The following is a 16,015-nucleotide window of genomic DNA, read 5'->3' on the forward strand; positions in this document are numbered from 1 at the left end:
AACCTTATTCAGGACGGGACAGTCGAGTGAAACGAGGCTGCGATCTTTTGACATTAAAAAACCGGCCACGAAGGCCGGTTTTTGATGCAACCAGGAGCATCAGCGCAACGAAGGCCCCTGGAAGCCCATCCACATTGCCAGATGCTCAGCCACGCTGGCTCCGAGCTTTTTCGAGAAGCGATCGAACGGCGACTCCTGAACGGTGAAATCCACCAATTCTTTCTCGCCGATCACGTCACGCGCCACCGAACTGGCATTGCCCAGACCATCGATCAGACCCAGCGGCAGTGCCTGCTCGCCGGACCAGACCAACCCGGAGAACAGCTCCGGATGCTCCTTATCCTTGAGGCGGTCGCCACGACCCTTCTTGACGCTGTTGATGAATTGCTGATGAGTGGTGTCGAGCACGCCCTGCCAGAACTGAGTTTCTTCAGGCTTCTGCGGCTGGAACGGATCGAGGAACGACTTATGCTCGCCGGAGGTGTAAGTGCGACGCTCCACGCCCAGTTTCTCCATCGTCCCGACAAAGCCATAACCGGCCGCCGTCACACCAATGGAACCCACCAGGCTCGCCTTGTCGGCGTAGATCTGATCCGCCGCACTGGCGATGTAGTAAGCACCGGAAGCGCCCAGATCGGAGATCACCGCGTAAAGCCTGGTGTCTGGATGCAGGCCGCGCAAACGGCGGATCTCGTCATAGACGTAGCCCGATTGCACCGGACTGCCGCCCGGACTGTTGATTCGCAGGATGACGCCTTTGACCTTCTCGTCCTCGAACGCTGCACGCAGGCTGCCGACGATGTTGTCAGCGCTGGCAGGCTCCTTGTCGGCGATCATGCCGGTCACGTCGATCAGCGCGGTGTAGTTGCCACTGCGGGTAGCCGCTTTTTCCATGTCCATCAGCGGCGTGAACAGGATCAACGCGCCAAACAGGTACACAAAGGTCAGCAGCTTGAAGAAAATGCCCCAGCGACGGGACCGGCGCTGCTCCTGCACGCTGGCCAGCAAGGTCTTTTCCAGCAGCTTCCAGCTTTTCTCGTCACCGCTCTCTGCGCTCGCCTTGGCGGGCGTTTTCCATTCGTCGGTCATGACATCTACCCCAGCAAAAACCTATTAAGCCCGCTGACTCAGCCAGGCGTGCAATTCTGAAAAACGATCAATGGCCAGTGCCGGCTCGAACAACTTCAACGCTTCGATCGATTGTGCGCCATAGCTGACGGCCACCGAATCCATACCGGCGTTGCGCGCCATCTGCAAATCAAAGGACGAATCGCCCACCATCAGCGCTTGCTCCGGGCGAACCTCGCAATGAGCGAGGATCTGCTCGAGCATCAGCGGATGGGGTTTGCTGGCGGTTTCGTCGGCCGCGCGGGTGATATCGAAATAATCTTCCCAGCCGTGAGACTTCAGCACCCGATCCAGCCCGCGACGGGCCTTGCCGGTCGCGACCGCCAATTGATAACCCTCTGCACGAAACGCTTCCATCGTCTCGACAACGCCTTCGAACAACGGCGAAGGCACCGCTTCTGATGCAATGTAGTGATCGGCGTAATGCTCGCGAAAGGCGATCAACTCGGCATCGTCAATGTCTGGATACAAGGTCCGAATCGCTTCCGGCAAGCCCAGACCGATGATTCCCTTGACGGCGAAATCATCGCGCAACTGAAACCCGGATCGTTCGGACGCGACATGCATCGACTCGACAATCCGACCAATGGAGTCGGCGAGAGTGCCGTCCCAATCGAAAATCAGCAGCTTGTAATCAGATGGGCGCACTCAATCGCTCCACGGTTTTGGCCCACATCTCGTCGACCGGCGCCTGCAACTTCAGCTCACTACCATCCGGCAGCGGCACGGTCAGCATGTAGGCGTGCAGGAACAGGCGCTTGCCGCCCAGGTCACGAATCTCTTTGCTGAAGCCTTCATCGCCGTACTTGGTATCGCCAGCGATGCAGTGCCCGGCGTGCAAGGTGTGGACGCGGATCTGGTGAGTCCGGCCGGTGATCGGCTTGGCTTCGATCAGGGTGGCAAAGTCGCCAAAACGACGCAGGACCTTGAACACGGTCACGGACTCCTTGCCCTCCTCCTCGTCGACCTCGACCATACGCTCGCCGGAGCGCAGATTGCTCTTGCCCAGCGACGCTCGGACTTGCTTGATCGACGCCGCCCAATTGCCGCGAACCAGCGCCATGTAGCGCTTATCGACGCCATCGCCGCGCAATGCCGTGTGCAAGTGACGCAACATGCTGCGCTTCTTGGCGATCATCAGCAGACCGGAGGTGTCACGGTCGAGACGGTGAACCAGTTCAAGCTCCTTGCAATCGGGACGCAACTGACGAAAGGCTTCGATCACCCCGTAAGTCAAGCCGCTGCCACCATGAACCGCGATGCCACAAGGCTTGTTGATCACGATCAACGCCTTGTCTTCGAAGATAATCGAGGCTTCGAGGCGCTGGAGCAGGCCTTGTGCCAGCGGCACGGGCTCGTCGCGCTCAGGCACGCGAACCGGCGGCACGCGCACGATATCGCCCGCCTGCAGCTTGTATTCGGGCTTGATCCGACCTTTGTTCACTCGCACTTCGCCTTTACGCAAAATGCGGTAAATCAAAGTCTTGGGCACGCCTTTGAGCCGAGCGAGAAGGAAGTTATCAATTCGTTGGCCGGCATATTCCGGCGAGACCTCCAGCAGTTGTACGGCTGGGGTCGAAGGGGCAGTAGTTGTCATGGCGCGGATGATAACAATTTTTTATGGAATTGAAGCACTTAATCATTGCTGCTATAGTCGCGAACGCCGCCAAAAGTGGCCTGGACAGCGGACTAACGGTCAAAAACCGGCCCTGACCAACGCAATTCACGAGGACGAGAGGCCGTCCTACGGGGCTTTCGCTACGAAACGGTAGAGTTTGCAGTTGTAACGAGCGCAGGTGACATGAGGCCTGAAGCATGCCGCAAAGCAGAGTTTTCACTCGCCTTGCGAGCAAATATTCACGGCCAGTTCACAAAGTGCAGTCAGCTACGAGCAACCCCGAGCGAACGCTTCGGAAACAACGCCTAAATTAGCCATGATGCGTGACCTCCCCTTTCGGAGCTCACGGTAAATGCCAACCCGCTGCGGATTCTGCGCGCGGCAGCACCCGAATTATCAGGGATACGTGTAGGGTGGAGATGCACAACCGCTGGACTGTGTAGCAATAGGCTTTATCAAGACGCTTCATCTCGTCCACAGCCGCTGGTTGATTCCTCCTCCTGACTGAGTGCTTAAGTAGCCACAGCAAGCAGGACGCGTACGTCGCGACGCCGGCCCAATTGGTCGGGGTTCGCTAGACACTGGAGTGTCCAACCACTCCTGACGCACCTGACACCGACCATGAGAAGTCGTGTGTGCCGAACGCCGTTTCCGGCAGCCCGGAAACCGACGGTACTACATGAAAAGAATGCTGATTAACGCAACTCAACCCGAAGAGTTGCGTGTTGCACTGGTAGATGGCCAACGCCTCTACGACCTGGACATCGAATCCGGTGCACGCGAGCAGAAAAAGGCCAACATCTATAAAGGCCGGATTACTCGCATCGAACCAAGCCTTGAGGCTGCCTTTGTCGATTTCGGCTCTGAGCGCCACGGCTTCCTGCCCCTCAAAGAAATCTCCCGCGAATACTTCAAGAAAGCCCCCGAAGGCCGCGTCAACATCAAGGACGTCCTGAGCGAAGGCCAGGAAGTCATCGTTCAGGTCGAAAAAGAAGAACGTGGCAACAAGGGCGCAGCCCTGACCACCTTCATCAGCCTGGCCGGTCGTTACCTGGTTCTGATGCCGAACAACCCGCGTGCCGGCGGTATTTCCCGTCGCATCGAAGGTGAAGAGCGCAACGAACTGCGTGAAGCCCTGAACGGCCTGGTTGCCCCAGCCGACATGGGCCTGATCGTTCGCACTGCCGGCCTGGGCCGCAGCAGCGAAGAAATGCAGTGGGACCTCGACTACCTGCTGCAACTCTGGACCGCCATCAAAGAAGCCTCGCTGGATCGCTCCGCGCCGTTCCTGATCTACCAGGAAAGCAACGTGATCATCCGCGCCATCCGCGATTACCTGCGCCAGGACATCGGCGAAGTGCTGATCGACAGCGTTGAAGCCCAGGACGAAGCCCTGACTTTCATTCGCCAGGTAATGCCGCAGTACGCCAGCAAGATCAAGCTGTACGAAGACAGCGTTCCGCTGTTCAACCGTTTCCAGATCGAAAGCCAGATCGAGACCGCTTTCCAGCGCGTCGTTGAACTGCCTTCCGGCGGCTCCATCGTTATCGATCCGACCGAAGCCCTGGTGTCCATCGACATCAACTCGGCGCGCGCCACCAAAGGCAGCGACATCGAAGAAACCGCCCTGCAGACCAACCTTGAAGCCGCCGAAGAAATCGCCCGTCAGTTGCGCCTGCGCGACATCGGCGGCCTGATCGTCATCGACTTCATCGACATGACCCCTGCCAAGAACCAGCGCGCCGTGGAAGAGAAAGTCCGCGAATGCCTGGAAGCCGACCGCGCTCGCGTGCAAGTCGGTCGCATCTCGCGCTTCGGCCTGCTGGAAATGTCCCGTCAGCGCCTGCGTCCATCGCTGGGCGAAAGCAGCGGCATCGTTTGCCCGCGTTGCAACGGCACCGGCATCATCCGTGACGTTGAATCGCTGTCGCTGGCGATCCTGCGCCTGATCGAAGAAGAAGCCCTGAAAGACCGCACTGCCGAAGTTCGCGCCCAAGTGCCGATCCCGGTCGCTGCGTTCCTGCTCAACGAAAAACGCAACTCGATCACCAAGATCGAACTGCGCACCCGTGCCCGCATCGTCATTCTGCCGAACGATCACCTCGAAACGCCGCACTTCGAAGTTCAGCGTCTGCGCGATGACAGCCCGGAAGCCGCGGTTGGCCAGTCCAGCTACGAAATCGCTGCTGCCGCTGCCGAAGTCGAAGAAGTCCAGCCAGCCGCTGCGACCCGCACCCTGGTTCGCCAGGAAGCTGCGGTCAAGACGGCTCCGGCCCGCGCCAACGCTCCGGTTCCGACCGAAGTCGTCGCTCCCGCACCGGTTGCCGCCCCGGCCGCAGCGCCAGAACCAAGCCTGTTCAAAGGCCTGGTGAAGTCGCTGGTCAGCCTGTTCGCGACCAAGGAAGAGCCTGCAGCCCCGGTTGTGGTTGAAAAGCCAGCGACCACCGAGCGTCCGGCCCGCAACGAAGAGCGTCGCAACGGTCGTCAGCAGAGCCGCAACCGTAACGGTCGCCGCGATGAAGAACGCAAGCCTCGTGAAGAACGTGCACCGCGTGAAGAGCGCGCACCACGTGAGCCACGCGAAGCCCGCGAAGAAACGCCAGTAGTCGCCCGCGAAGAACGCGCTCCACGTGAAGAGCGCGCACCACGCGCCCCTCGTGAAGAACGTGCACCGCGCGCTCCTCGCGAAGATCGCAAGCCACGTGGCGATCGTGAAGAGCGTCCGGTTCGTGAATTGCGTGAGCCTCTTGATGCTGCTCCGGTTCCGGCGGCTGCTACTGCTGCTGCGACTACTGCTGAAGAGCGTCCAGCTCGCCAGCCACGTGAAGAACGCGCTCCACGCCCACCGCGTGAAGAACGTCAGCCACGTGCCGAACAAGCCGCTGCAGCAGTAGCTGAAGAAGAGCTGGTGACCAACGAAGAGCAACTGCAGGAAGACGGTCAGGAAGGCGCCGAAGGCGATCGTCCACGCCGCCGCTCCCGTGGCCAGCGTCGTCGCAGCAACCGTCGCGAGCGTCAACGCGATGCCAACGGCAATGTGATCGAAGGTTCGGAAGAATCCGAGTCCGCCGAAGGTAACGAAGCTGGCGAAACCAACGAAGCGCCAAGCGCTGCCGATCTGGCCGCCGGCCTGGCTGTTACCGCAGCCGTTGCCAGCACCGTGATCAGCGCTCCAGCCGAAGCACAGGCTAACGAGCAAGCCGAACGCGCGACTGCCGCCACCCTGGAAACTGCTCCAGTGGAAGCGCCAGTGGTTGAAGCAACGACTCCGGTCGAAGCCACCGCCGCTCCGGAAATCGAAGTCGCCCCGGTTCGTGAAGCACAGCCAGTCGTTGAAGCGGCCGCTGAGCCAGTGGTTGCCGCAGAACCGGTTGTCGAAACAGCCAGCGAAACAGTGACCGAAGCTGCCCGTGAAGTTCGCGAAGAGCAAACCGCGTTCAACTGGGTTGCCGAGCCAGCCGCCGCCGAAGCGCCAGTAGCCGAGGCTATGGTGTCCGAGCCAGTGGTTGCTGCTGCCGAGCCTGCTCCGGTGGTTGAAGCGCCGGTTGTTGCCGAAGTGGCTGCACCGGAAATCGAAGCCGCCCCTGTCAGCGCCCTGACGCCAAGTGGCCGTGCGCCTAACGACCCACGTGAAGTGCGTCGTCGCAAGCGTGAAGAAGAGCGTTTGCAGAAGGAAGCCGAACTGGCTGCCGCTGCTGCTCCGGCTGCTGTCGAAGCTGCACCGGTTGTCGCTGAAGTCGTCGAGGCAGCACCTGCCCCGGCTGCTGAGGTCGCTGCTGCCGAACCCGCTGAGTCGGTGATCGACGAAGCACCGCGCTCCGTTCAGGAAGCGGTAGAGCAACACGAGCAAGCCCTGGAAAAAGAACACGAGCCTAAACCTCTCGTCTGATTCCATCGGCCACTAAAAAGCCCCGCCTGGTGATCCAGGCGGGGCTTTTTTATGTCCGTGAACATCACAACGATCCAATGTGGGAGCGGGCTTGCTCGCGAAGAGGGCGTGTCAGTCGACATCTATGTTGACTGATACGCCGCTTTCGCGAGCAAGCCCGCTCCCACATTGGATCTGTGTCGAGGCTACTTGAAGATCAACTTCTCAGGCACATCCACATCCCACAACACCCCGGGATCGTCCACCGCCACCTCGACCACCCTCGCCTGCGCAAACAACGCCTTGGCCCCTCGATCACCAGACAACGCCATCAACGCAGCACCAAAGCTGCGCCCAAATCCCACCGGATGCCCAAACTCACCTTGATGCACCGGGACACTGACGGCGTCATCAGCGATCTCCGCCTCCACACGCTCAATACTCGCTGGAAGGATGAACGGCATATCCCCCAGCACAATCAGCCAGCCGCCGAGCTGCGGACACGCCGCCACCCCGGCCGCGATGCTGTCACCCATGCCGGTCGATTCGACCAGCACAATCTCGCAACCATAAGCCTTGGCCATGCGGATCACTTGCGGTCGATCCACGGTGGTCACCAGGACGCGCTTCTCAAGGGTGGCCGGCAAATTCACCAGCACTTGCTCGATCATCGAATGAACAGCACCCTCGCGTCCCGAGCAATCCGCCACCAACTTGTCCTTCTCGGCACCGGCCTCCTGTCGAAACCGACTGCCCTGCCCCGCTGCCAGCACGATGACGCCGATGGGCTCACTCATACCACCTCCTGCAACGGCTTCTTCTGCTTCAGTTCGACCCCATTCTTGATCGCCACGATTTCGGCCAGCAGCGACAAGGCGATTTCCGCCGGTGTGTGGCTGCCAATGTGCAAACCGATCGGGCCATGCAGCCGCTCGATTGCCTCTTGTGACAAGCCTAGCTGAGCCAGATTTTCCCGGCGTTTCTGGCTGTTGACCCGTGAACCCAGCGCACCGACATAAAACGCCTTGGAATCCAGCGCCGTCAGCAGCGCCATGTCATCCAGTCGCGGATCGTGGGTCAGCGCGACGATGGCCGTGCGCTCGTCGGTCTGGATGGTGAGCACCGCTTCATCGGGCATGCCCGAAACAAATCGCCCGTGCTGCTCTTCCCAGCCGTAGACGAACTCGGTGCGCGGATCACAGATCAGTACTTCGAAATCCAGCAAACGTGCCATCTCGGCGACATACCGGGACAACTGCCCCGCACCGATCAGCAACAGCCGCCAACGCGGACCGTAAATGGCCCGCAGGGTTTTGCCGTCAAAACTCAGCGCATCGCTCTTGTCTGCCGGTTGCAGAACCACTTCACCGGTCGTGAGATCAAGCGAGCGAGCCACGATTTCATGCGCCTCACAGCGCGCCAGCAACTCAGCGACCCAAGCAGGATCGTCGACCCGCTCCTCAGTCAGGCGCAAGGTGCCGCCGCACGGCAAACCGAAGCGTGCCGCCTCCTCACGGGTGACGCCGTAAGTGATCAATTGCACCGGCGGCCCATCGGCTGGAATACGACCGTCGTGCAGCCGGGCAATCAAATCGTCTTCAACGCACCCGCCGGACACCGAGCCAATCACCACGCCATCTTCACGCAAGGCCAGCATGGCGCCAGGTGCCCGAGGCGCGGTGCCCCAGGTCTGGACCACGCTGTACAACACCACCCGCTGACCGGCGCGGCGCCATTCCAGCACGCTGCGCAGGACGTTCAGATCGACGCTGTCCATCAGGCCTGCGCCTTCTGCCAGCCTTGCAGCTGATAGCGAACCGGCAGGTTGCGGATGCGCTTGCCGGTGGCGGCAAAAATTGCATTGCACAGTGCTGGCGCAATCGGTGGCACGCCCGGTTCCCCGACACCGCCCAGTGGCACATTGCCTGGCGGTGTGACCAGATGAACCGCAACTTCCTTCGGCGCCAGCGACATGCGCGCCACTTCGTACATGTGGAAGTTGTCCTGCTGGACCTTGCCGTCCTTGAAGCTGATTTCCCCCAGCACCGCGTTGCCCAGGCCCATGACACAGGCGCCTTCGAACTGCGCACGAATTCGCTCGGGGTTGATCTGCGGACCGCAATCCACCGCGATGTCGGCCTTGTGCACGATCAGCGTGCCGTCGTCTTTGACTTCAACCTCGATCACCGCCGCCACATAGGTCACGAAGCTGTAATGCACCGCCAGACCCAGGCCTCGGCCTTTGGGCAACTCGCGCCCCCAACCGGAAGCTTTGGCGGCGGTTTCCAGCACCGTGCGCAGACGTGCGGTGTCGATCGGATAACGCTCGGGTGATTCGCCGTAGTTCCACTCTTCACTCAACGTGCGCGGATCGATCTGGCGGTCCGGGCCGAGCAATTTGATCTGGTACTTGAGCGGATCCTGGCCGGCCTTGTGCGCCAGTTCATCGACAAAGCTCTGAATCGCAAAACCGTGAGGAATGTTCGACACCGAGCGATACCAGCCGACGCGGGTATGGACCGTCGCTTCCGGGTTTTCCAGGCGCACGTTAGGAATCGCGTAAGCCATGTTGGTAAAGCCCATGCCCAGCTCGAAGGCCGCCTCGTGGTTCATGCCCGGCGCAAACAGCGCGGTGATGCTCGGCGCCACGGTGCGGTGCAACCAACCGGACGGCAGGCCGTCCTTGTTCAGGCTGGCTTTCAGGTACTCGGCCGACACCGTGTGGAAATAGGAACAGTGGATGTCGTCTTCACGGGTCCATTGCACCCGCACCGCCTTGCCGGGGAATTCCTTGGCAAGGATGGCCGCTTCGATAATGAAGTCAGGCTTGGATTTACGACCGAAACCGCCGCCCAACAAAGTGACGTTAAAAGTGACGTTATCGAACGGGATGCCGAGGCGTTCGCCAATGCGTTCGCGGGTGACTTGGGGAGCCTGGCTTGGGGCCCAGGCTTCGCACACGCCGTCCTTGAAACGGGCGATGGCGACCATCGGTTCCATAGGCGCTTGCGTGAGGTGCGGCAGGTAATAGGAGGCTTCCAAGATGCTGTCGGCGCTGCCCATCGCTTCATCGATGTTGCCGGTATTGCGCACCACTTTGCCGGGCTTGAGGGATGCAGCCTCAATTTCCTTGCGGTAGGCGATCGAGTCATAACTGGCGTTAGGGCCGTCATCCCACTCGATTTTCAGTGCTTCGCGGCCCTTGATCGCCGCCCAGGTATTGCTGGCGACCACGGCCACGCCGCCCAACGGCTGAAACTCCGACGGCAGAGGATGGCCTTCGATCTGCACAACCTTGATCACGCCCGGGACTTTCATCGCCGCGCTGGAGTCGACGGACTTGACCTTGCCGCCGTACACCGCAGGACGTGCAATGGTGGCGTAGAGCATGCCGTCGAAATGTACGTCTGCACCGTAAATGGCGCGGCCATTGACGATGTCGGCACCGTCGATGGCCTTGGTGCCTTCCTTGCCGATGTAGCGATATTCCGACGGCTGTTTGAGCCGCAGACTGTCACGCGCCGGCACCGCCAGCGCACCGGCCGCAGCGGCCAAGGCGCCGTAACCCAGCTCACGACCGGTCGGTTGGTGAATGACTTTATGCAGTTGCGCGCGGCATTCGCTGACCGGCACTTTCCACTGCTCGGCCGCGGCTTGTTCGAGCATGGTCCGCGCGGCAGCACCGCAGCGACGCATCGGCTCGAACCAGTGGCGCATGCTGCGCGAGCCATCGGTGTCCTGGTTGCCGAAGCGCACTTCGTCGCCCGGCGCCTGTTGCACCTTCATCATCGCCCAGTCGGCTTCCAGTTCATCGGCCACCACCATCGTCAGGCTGGTGCGCACACCCTGGCCCATCTCCGAACGGTTGCAGACCACGGTCACCGTGCCGTCAGTTGCGATGCTGACGTACACCTTGGGATCGTCGATCCAGCCGTTGGGCATGCCATCGGCGCCAAACTTCTTCTCTTTCTCGGCAGCGAAAGCGTCTTGCCAGCCCCAACTCGCCACCAGAACCAACGCACTGGCGGCACCGACACCCTTGAGGAAACCACGGCGACTGAGGTTGCTCAGCGCGAAATCATTCGGTAACTGGCTCATGCCTAGGCCTCCTTCAGGTGAGTGGATGCCTGGCGGATGGCGGTCTTGATGCGGTTGTAAGTGCCGCAGCGGCAAATATTGCCGACCATTGCCTCTTCGATCTGTTCGTCGCTAGGGTTCGGGTTGGTCTTGAGCAGTGCCGTGGCAGACATGATCTGCCCGCCCTGACAGAAACCGCACTGAGCCACGGCGGTGTCGAGCCAGGCTTGCTGGACGACTTGCCCGACCGGGTCGGCGTGCAGGTTGTCGATGGTGGTGACGTTCTGGCCCACAACCGAACCAATCGGCGTGATGCAACTGCGCGCCGGGGCGCCTTCGATATGAATGGTGCAGGCGCCGCACAGGCCCATGCCGCAGCCAAATTTGGTGCCGTTGTAACCGGCCACGTCGCGAATTGCCCAGAGCAGCGGCATGTCCTCGGTGACATCGAGTTGATGGTCTTGACCATTGAGCTTCAGGGTAATCATGGGCACGCCCGCATAGTTATTGGTTATGGGGTCGAGCAATCTGCCGCCTGGGGTTGGCGGTTGGCATCACACAGATCGGCTCAGGCTAATGAGGCTCTCTTATGCGGACGGTGGCGTCTGCATCGGGCCTTTGATGGAGCAAACGTTTGCATCGTTAGGTGGCTAAGTTAACTCAGCATTAACAAAAAAGCCCTGCACCGTTAAACGTGTGCAGGGCTTTGAAATCAGTCTTGAAAGCGTAGCCTCAATACCGATTGGGCTCCATTTCCAGGTCGACATGGAAACGTTCTGAAATGTCTTTCTGGATGCGTTGCGCCAGGCTCAGCAATTGCAGACCCGTCGCGTTGCCGTAGTTGACCAGCACCAGCGCCTGCAATTTATGCACGCCGGCGTCGGCATCACGGAAACCTTTCCAGCCGGCCCGTTCGATCAGCCAGCCCGCCGCCAATTTCATCTGCCCGTCGGGTTGCGCATAGGCCACCAGATCCGGGTATTCACCTTTGAGTTGCGCGACAAGCGCCGCTGGCACCAATGGATTCTTGAAGAAGCTGCCGGCATTGCCGAGCACTGCCGGGTCCGGAAGCTTTTCGTTGCGGATGCTGCAAATCGCCTGGCTGACATCGGTAGCGCTCGGGTGATCGATGCCTTGCTCGGTCAGGCGCTGACGCACCGGGCCGTACTCCAGATGCAGGTGCGCGGAGCGGTCCAGGATGAAACGTACCCGCAGGATCAACCAACGCCCCGGTTCCTGCTTGAACAAGCTGTCGCGGTAAGCGAAGTTGCATTCTTCCAGGGTGAAATCCCGCAAGTCGCCAGTCTGACGATCCAGCGCGGTCAGGCCGGCGAACACGTCCTTGATCTCCACGCCATAGGCGCCGATGTTCTGCATCGGTGCCGCACCGACTGTGCCGGGAATCAGGCTGAGGTTTTCCAGGCCCGACAACCCCTGCGCCAGGGTGTGCTGCACGAACGGATGCCAAGGCTCGCCGGCCTCGGCTTCGATCACGACCTTGCTGCCATCATCACTCAGGATACGAATCCCGCGCGTGGCCATGCGCAGCACCAGCGACTGGATATCGGCCGTCAGCAGCAAATTGCTGCCACCGCCAATCACCAGCAGCGGCACGTCATGTTCCACCGCATAGGCCAGGGCTTCACGCACGTCGGCATCGCTGTGGGCCTCGGCAAACAGCCGGGCCTGAACATCGACGCCAAAGGTGTTGAACGGTTTGAGCGAAACCCGGGGTTGAACCTGCAAACTCATAACCGTCCCTTCAATTCGATCACCAGCAAATCACTGGCGCGCTCGATCAGGTCCAGCACCTGCTCGAAGCCTTGGTCGCCGTCGTAGTACGGATCCGGTACTTCATCGATTTCCGACTGGTAGCGACGCAGGAACAGGTCCAACTCGGCCTTGCCCCTGGCCGGTTGCATGGCCTTGAGATTGCGCAGGTTGCTGTGATCCATCGCCAGAATCAGGTCGTAGGTGGAGAAATCGGCGCGGGACACTTGCTGGGCGCGCTGAGCGGACAGGTCATAACCGCGCCGCTTGGCCGCCGCCTGACTGCGCTTGTCCGGGGCCTTGCCGACGTGCCAGTCACCGGTGCCGGCGGAGGCAACTTCGATTTGATCGGCCAGCCCCGCTTCGCGCAATTTGTGTCGTAGCACGCCTTCGGCCGTGGGTGAACGGCAGATGTTGCCCAGGCAGACAAACAAAACCCGCATCAGACCTCCAGCAGGCGACGAACGCGCTCAAGGTCTTCGACAGTATCGACGCCGGTGGGCGGTGCAATCAGCGCGTCGGCGACGTGAATCCGCACGCCGTGCCACAGGGCACGCAGTTGTTCCAGGGATTCGGTATTTTCCAGCCAGCACGGGCCCCAGCTGACGAAGTCATGCAGGAAACCGGCGCGGTAGGCATAGATGCCGATGTGGCGGCGATAAGGCACGCCTTCCGGCAATTGCTCGCGGCTTTTGGCGAACGCGTCGCGGGCCCACGGCAACGTGGCACGACTGAAGGTCAGCGCCAGGCCATTAAGATCGCTGACGACCTTGACCACGTTGGGATTGAACAGGGTTTCCACGTCTTCGATCGGCTCGGCCAGCGTGGCCATGCGCGCTTCGGTGTGGGCGGCCAGGTTGGCGGCCACCTGATCGATCACACTTGGTGGGATCAGCGGCTCGTCACCCTGAACGTTGACCACAATGGCGTCGGGCGCCAGGCCCAGCTTCGCGGCGACTTCGGCCAAACGGTCGGTGCCGGAATTGTGATCTTCGCGGGTCAGCACCACTTCAGCGCCAAACCCGTTGCAGGCCTCGACGATGCGCGCATCGTCAGTGGCAACCACCACGCGTTGGGCGCTGCTTTTGCTCGCCTGTTCCCAGACGTGCTGGATCATCGGCTTGCCGGCGATCAGCAGCAGCGGTTTGCCCGGCAAACGGGTGGAGGCGTAACGCGATGGAATGACAACGGTAAAGGCTGTGGTCATTTATCCAGACGCTCATCGGTGGTCAGGGTGCGGGCTTCGGTTTCGAGCATCACCGGGATGCCGTCGCGAATCGGGTAAGCCAGGCCTGCGCCCTTGCTGATCAGCTCGGTTTTGTCGGCACTGAGCTTGAGCGGGCCTTTGCAGACCGGGCAAGCGAGGATATCGAGCAATTTGGTGTCCATGAGCATTCCCTGGATAAAAACGGATTTAAGGCAAAAGACGAGCCGGCAACAGGCGCATCAACTGCGTATCGAACCAGGCCACGAAGGCCGGCGATGGCGCAGCATCGACCGCCAGGTACCACCAATCGGCGGCGGCGAAGGCACGGCACTTCACCGCGTCCTTTTCGGTCATCACCAACGGCAATGACGGTGTGAAATTCAAGGCCTGCACGCTGTATTCGGCGTGGTCGGCAAACGCATGCGGCACTGGCTGCCAGTGTAGCGTTTCGAGGGTTGTGAAGAAACGTTGCGGATTGCCGATCCCGGCCACGGCGTGCAACGCCTGGCCTGCGGGAAAGTGATCGAGGGGACGCCGCTCGCCGCTGTGCAGATTGATCAATTCGGTGGGTTGAAGCTGGAAGGCAAAACCGCCGTCGCGATCGGCATCGGCACCGTTGTACAGCACCGCGTCGACGCTTTGCAGGCGCTCGGCCGGTTCGCGCAACGGCCCGGCGGGCAGGCAACGCTGGTTGCCCAAGCCGCGGGCTGCATCGATCAGCACCAGCTCAAGGTCCCGGGCAAGACGGTAATGCTGCATGCCGTCGTCGGACAGGATCAGGTCCAGTGGCTCACTCGCCAGCAGCGCTTTGACGGCGCTGCTACGGTCCGGGTCGATCATCAACGGAACACCGGTGCGCTGGACGATCAACAGCGGTTCGTCGCCTGCGATATCGGCGCTTTGATCCGCCTCAACCCGCCACGGCAGTTGCGGTGGTTTGGCGCCGTAACCGCGGCTGACCACGCCGACCCGCAGGCCACTGCGCTGGCAGTGCTGGATCATCCAGAGAATCAGCGGCGTCTTGCCGGTGCCGCCGACGGTGATGTTACCGACTACGATCAGCGGCACTGGCGGTTGATAGATCTCGCCCTCACCCGCCAGAAAACGCTTGCGCTTGTTATTGACCACGCGCCGATACAGCCACTCCAGCGGCTGCAACAGCTTCAGGGCCGGATGACCCTGGTACCACGCGGCGAGCAAGCGGTCGGACATGGCCATCAGGGCGCGGGCGGCGCCGCCTCGACTGTGGTCATGCGCAGGTGGCTGAAACCGAGTTTGCCGGCGGCGTCCATGGCGGTGACGACAGACTGATGCTGAGTCTTGCCGTCAGCGCTGATAGACAGCGGCAAGTTGGTGTCGCCACTGGATTCTTTCTGCAGCGCGTCCATCAACGTGGCCAGATCGTTTTTCGGCAACAATTGGTTGTTCACCGAGAATACGCCCTCGGCACTGATGGCAACGTCCAGATGCTTGACCTGCTGGTCTTCGGCAGGTGAACCGCTGACCGCTTCCGGCAGATCGACACGCAATTGGGTTTCACGGGTAAAGGTAGTGGTCACGACGAAAAACAGCAGCAAGATAAACACCACGTCAATCAGCGACGCGAGGTTGATGTCTACCGTTTCCCGCGGTTTGCGGCGGAATTTCACGCTTTGCCCCCATTCAGGTCAACATCACGGTCACCCTGTACCACCTCGACCAGTTTGATCGCTTCCTGCTCCATGCCCACCACCAGTTCATCGATCCGGCGTTGCAGGAACCGGTGGAAGAATACCGCCGGAATACCGACCATCAGGCCCGCAGCCGTGGTGATCAGGGCCTTGGAAATACCACCGGCCAGCACCGCAGCGTTAGTGCCCATGCCCGTGCCCATGAACGCGCTGAAAATATCGATCATGCCAAGCACCGTACCCAACAGGCCCAGCAACGGGGCCATGGCGGCGATGGTCCCCAGCGCATTGATGTAGCGCTCGAGCTCGTGGATGACCCGCGCAGCAGCCTCTTCGATGCACTCTTTCATGATCTCGCGACCATGTTTGGAGTTCGCCAGGCCAGCGGCCAGGATTTCACCCAAAGGCGAGTTGGCGCGCAGTTCCTTGAGTTTTTCCTTATTGAGCTGCTTGTCCTTGATCCAGACCCAGACTTGCCCGAGCAAATGTTCCGGGGTCACACGGCTGGCACGCAGGGTCCAGAGACGCTCAGCGACGATTGCCATGGCCGCGATGGAACTCAGAATGATCGGCAGCATCATCCAGCCGCCGGATTTGACCAATTCCCACACAGTGTCAGCCCCCTCGAAAAAGTGCGCCACTCTAACATAGGGGGTGAGCGCACCGAAGACCGTGAT

General features: G+C 60.8%; 15 protein-coding genes. 1 reads left to right on the forward strand and 14 read right to left on the reverse strand.

The window, feature by feature from the left end:
- Positions 1–99: 99 nt before the first annotated feature.
- Genes VD17_RS14330 through rluC form a run of 3 tightly spaced genes read right to left on the reverse strand, consistent with a single transcriptional unit; the run spans position 100 to position 2,725 of the window.
- Positions 100–1,089 (reverse strand): S49 family peptidase, encoded by a 990-nt coding sequence (locus tag VD17_RS14330; protein WP_046054368.1) that lies wholly within the window; start codon positions 1,087–1,089, stop codon positions 100–102.
- A gap of 24 nt (positions 1,090–1,113) precedes the next feature.
- Positions 1,114–1,776 carry an HAD-IA family hydrolase gene (locus VD17_RS14335; RefSeq protein WP_046054369.1) on the reverse strand — a complete coding sequence of 221 codons (663 nt, stop codon included), beginning with the start codon at positions 1,774–1,776 and terminating at the stop codon, positions 1,114–1,116.
- Positions 1,763–2,725: a 23S rRNA pseudouridine(955/2504/2580) synthase RluC gene (gene rluC / locus VD17_RS14340; protein WP_046054370.1), complete on the reverse strand. Its 963-nt coding sequence runs from the start codon at positions 2,723–2,725 to the stop codon at positions 1,763–1,765. Before rluC ends, VD17_RS14335 begins: the two co-directional genes overlap by 14 nt.
- A 700-nt stretch (positions 2,726–3,425) precedes the next feature.
- Here rluC and rne point away from each other — a divergent pair.
- Positions 3,426–6,635 carry a ribonuclease E gene (gene rne, locus VD17_RS14345; protein WP_046054371.1) on the forward strand — a complete coding sequence of 1,070 codons (3,210 nt, stop codon included), beginning with the start codon at positions 3,426–3,428 and terminating at the stop codon, positions 6,633–6,635.
- Positions 6,636–6,820: 185 nt separating this feature from the next.
- Here the strand turns inward: rne and VD17_RS14350 are convergent, their stop codons facing one another.
- From VD17_RS14350 to VD17_RS14400, 11 genes are all read right to left on the reverse strand, one after another.
- On the reverse strand, positions 6,821–7,411 hold the full coding sequence (locus VD17_RS14350; RefSeq protein ID WP_046054372.1) for a nucleotidyltransferase family protein: 591 nt from the start codon (positions 7,409–7,411) through the stop codon (positions 6,821–6,823).
- Positions 7,408–8,391, reverse strand: a complete 984-nt coding sequence (locus VD17_RS14355) for an XdhC family protein (protein ID WP_046054373.1) — start codon at positions 8,389–8,391, stop codon at positions 7,408–7,410. The genes VD17_RS14350 and VD17_RS14355 overlap by 4 nt, the downstream gene beginning before the upstream one ends.
- On the reverse strand, positions 8,391–10,712 hold the full coding sequence (locus VD17_RS14360) for a xanthine dehydrogenase family protein molybdopterin-binding subunit (RefSeq protein ID WP_046054374.1): 2,322 nt from the start codon (positions 10,710–10,712) through the stop codon (positions 8,391–8,393). The genes VD17_RS14355 and VD17_RS14360 overlap by 1 nt, the downstream gene beginning before the upstream one ends.
- Positions 10,713–10,714: 2 nt before the next feature.
- The gene (locus tag VD17_RS14365; protein WP_046054375.1) at positions 10,715–11,179 is read right to left on the reverse strand and encodes a (2Fe-2S)-binding protein; all 465 of its coding nucleotides are present in this window, start codon (positions 11,177–11,179) and stop codon (positions 10,715–10,717) included.
- Positions 11,180–11,423: 244 nt separating this feature from the next.
- Positions 11,424–12,443 carry a UDP-N-acetylmuramate dehydrogenase gene (gene murB / locus VD17_RS14370; protein ID WP_046054376.1) on the reverse strand — a complete coding sequence of 340 codons (1,020 nt, stop codon included), beginning with the start codon at positions 12,441–12,443 and terminating at the stop codon, positions 11,424–11,426.
- Positions 12,440–12,904 (reverse strand): low molecular weight protein-tyrosine-phosphatase, encoded by a 465-nt coding sequence (locus VD17_RS14375; protein WP_046054377.1) that lies wholly within the window; start codon positions 12,902–12,904, stop codon positions 12,440–12,442. Before VD17_RS14375 ends, murB begins: the two co-directional genes overlap by 4 nt.
- Positions 12,904–13,668: a 3-deoxy-manno-octulosonate cytidylyltransferase gene (gene kdsB, locus VD17_RS14380; protein WP_046054378.1), complete on the reverse strand. Its 765-nt coding sequence runs from the start codon at positions 13,666–13,668 to the stop codon at positions 12,904–12,906. Before kdsB ends, VD17_RS14375 begins: the two co-directional genes overlap by 1 nt.
- The gene (locus VD17_RS14385) at positions 13,665–13,850 is read right to left on the reverse strand and encodes a Trm112 family protein (protein ID WP_007945752.1); all 186 of its coding nucleotides are present in this window, start codon (positions 13,848–13,850) and stop codon (positions 13,665–13,667) included. Before VD17_RS14385 ends, kdsB begins: the two co-directional genes overlap by 4 nt.
- Positions 13,851–13,875: 25 nt before the next feature.
- Positions 13,876–14,886, reverse strand: coding sequence for a tetraacyldisaccharide 4'-kinase (gene lpxK, locus VD17_RS14390; protein ID WP_046054379.1), 1,011 nt, complete (start codon positions 14,884–14,886; stop codon positions 13,876–13,878).
- Positions 14,886–15,317 carry an ExbD/TolR family protein gene (locus VD17_RS14395; RefSeq protein WP_046054380.1) on the reverse strand — a complete coding sequence of 144 codons (432 nt, stop codon included), beginning with the start codon at positions 15,315–15,317 and terminating at the stop codon, positions 14,886–14,888. Before VD17_RS14395 ends, lpxK begins: the two co-directional genes overlap by 1 nt.
- Positions 15,314–15,949: a MotA/TolQ/ExbB proton channel family protein gene (locus tag VD17_RS14400; protein ID WP_046054381.1), complete on the reverse strand. Its 636-nt coding sequence runs from the start codon at positions 15,947–15,949 to the stop codon at positions 15,314–15,316. Before VD17_RS14400 ends, VD17_RS14395 begins: the two co-directional genes overlap by 4 nt.
- Positions 15,950–16,015 lie beyond the last annotated feature (66 nt).

Source organism: Pseudomonas fluorescens, from assembly GCF_000968015.1.
In the GTDB taxonomy this organism is placed as follows: domain Bacteria; phylum Pseudomonadota; class Gammaproteobacteria; order Pseudomonadales; family Pseudomonadaceae; genus Aquipseudomonas; species Aquipseudomonas fluorescens_W.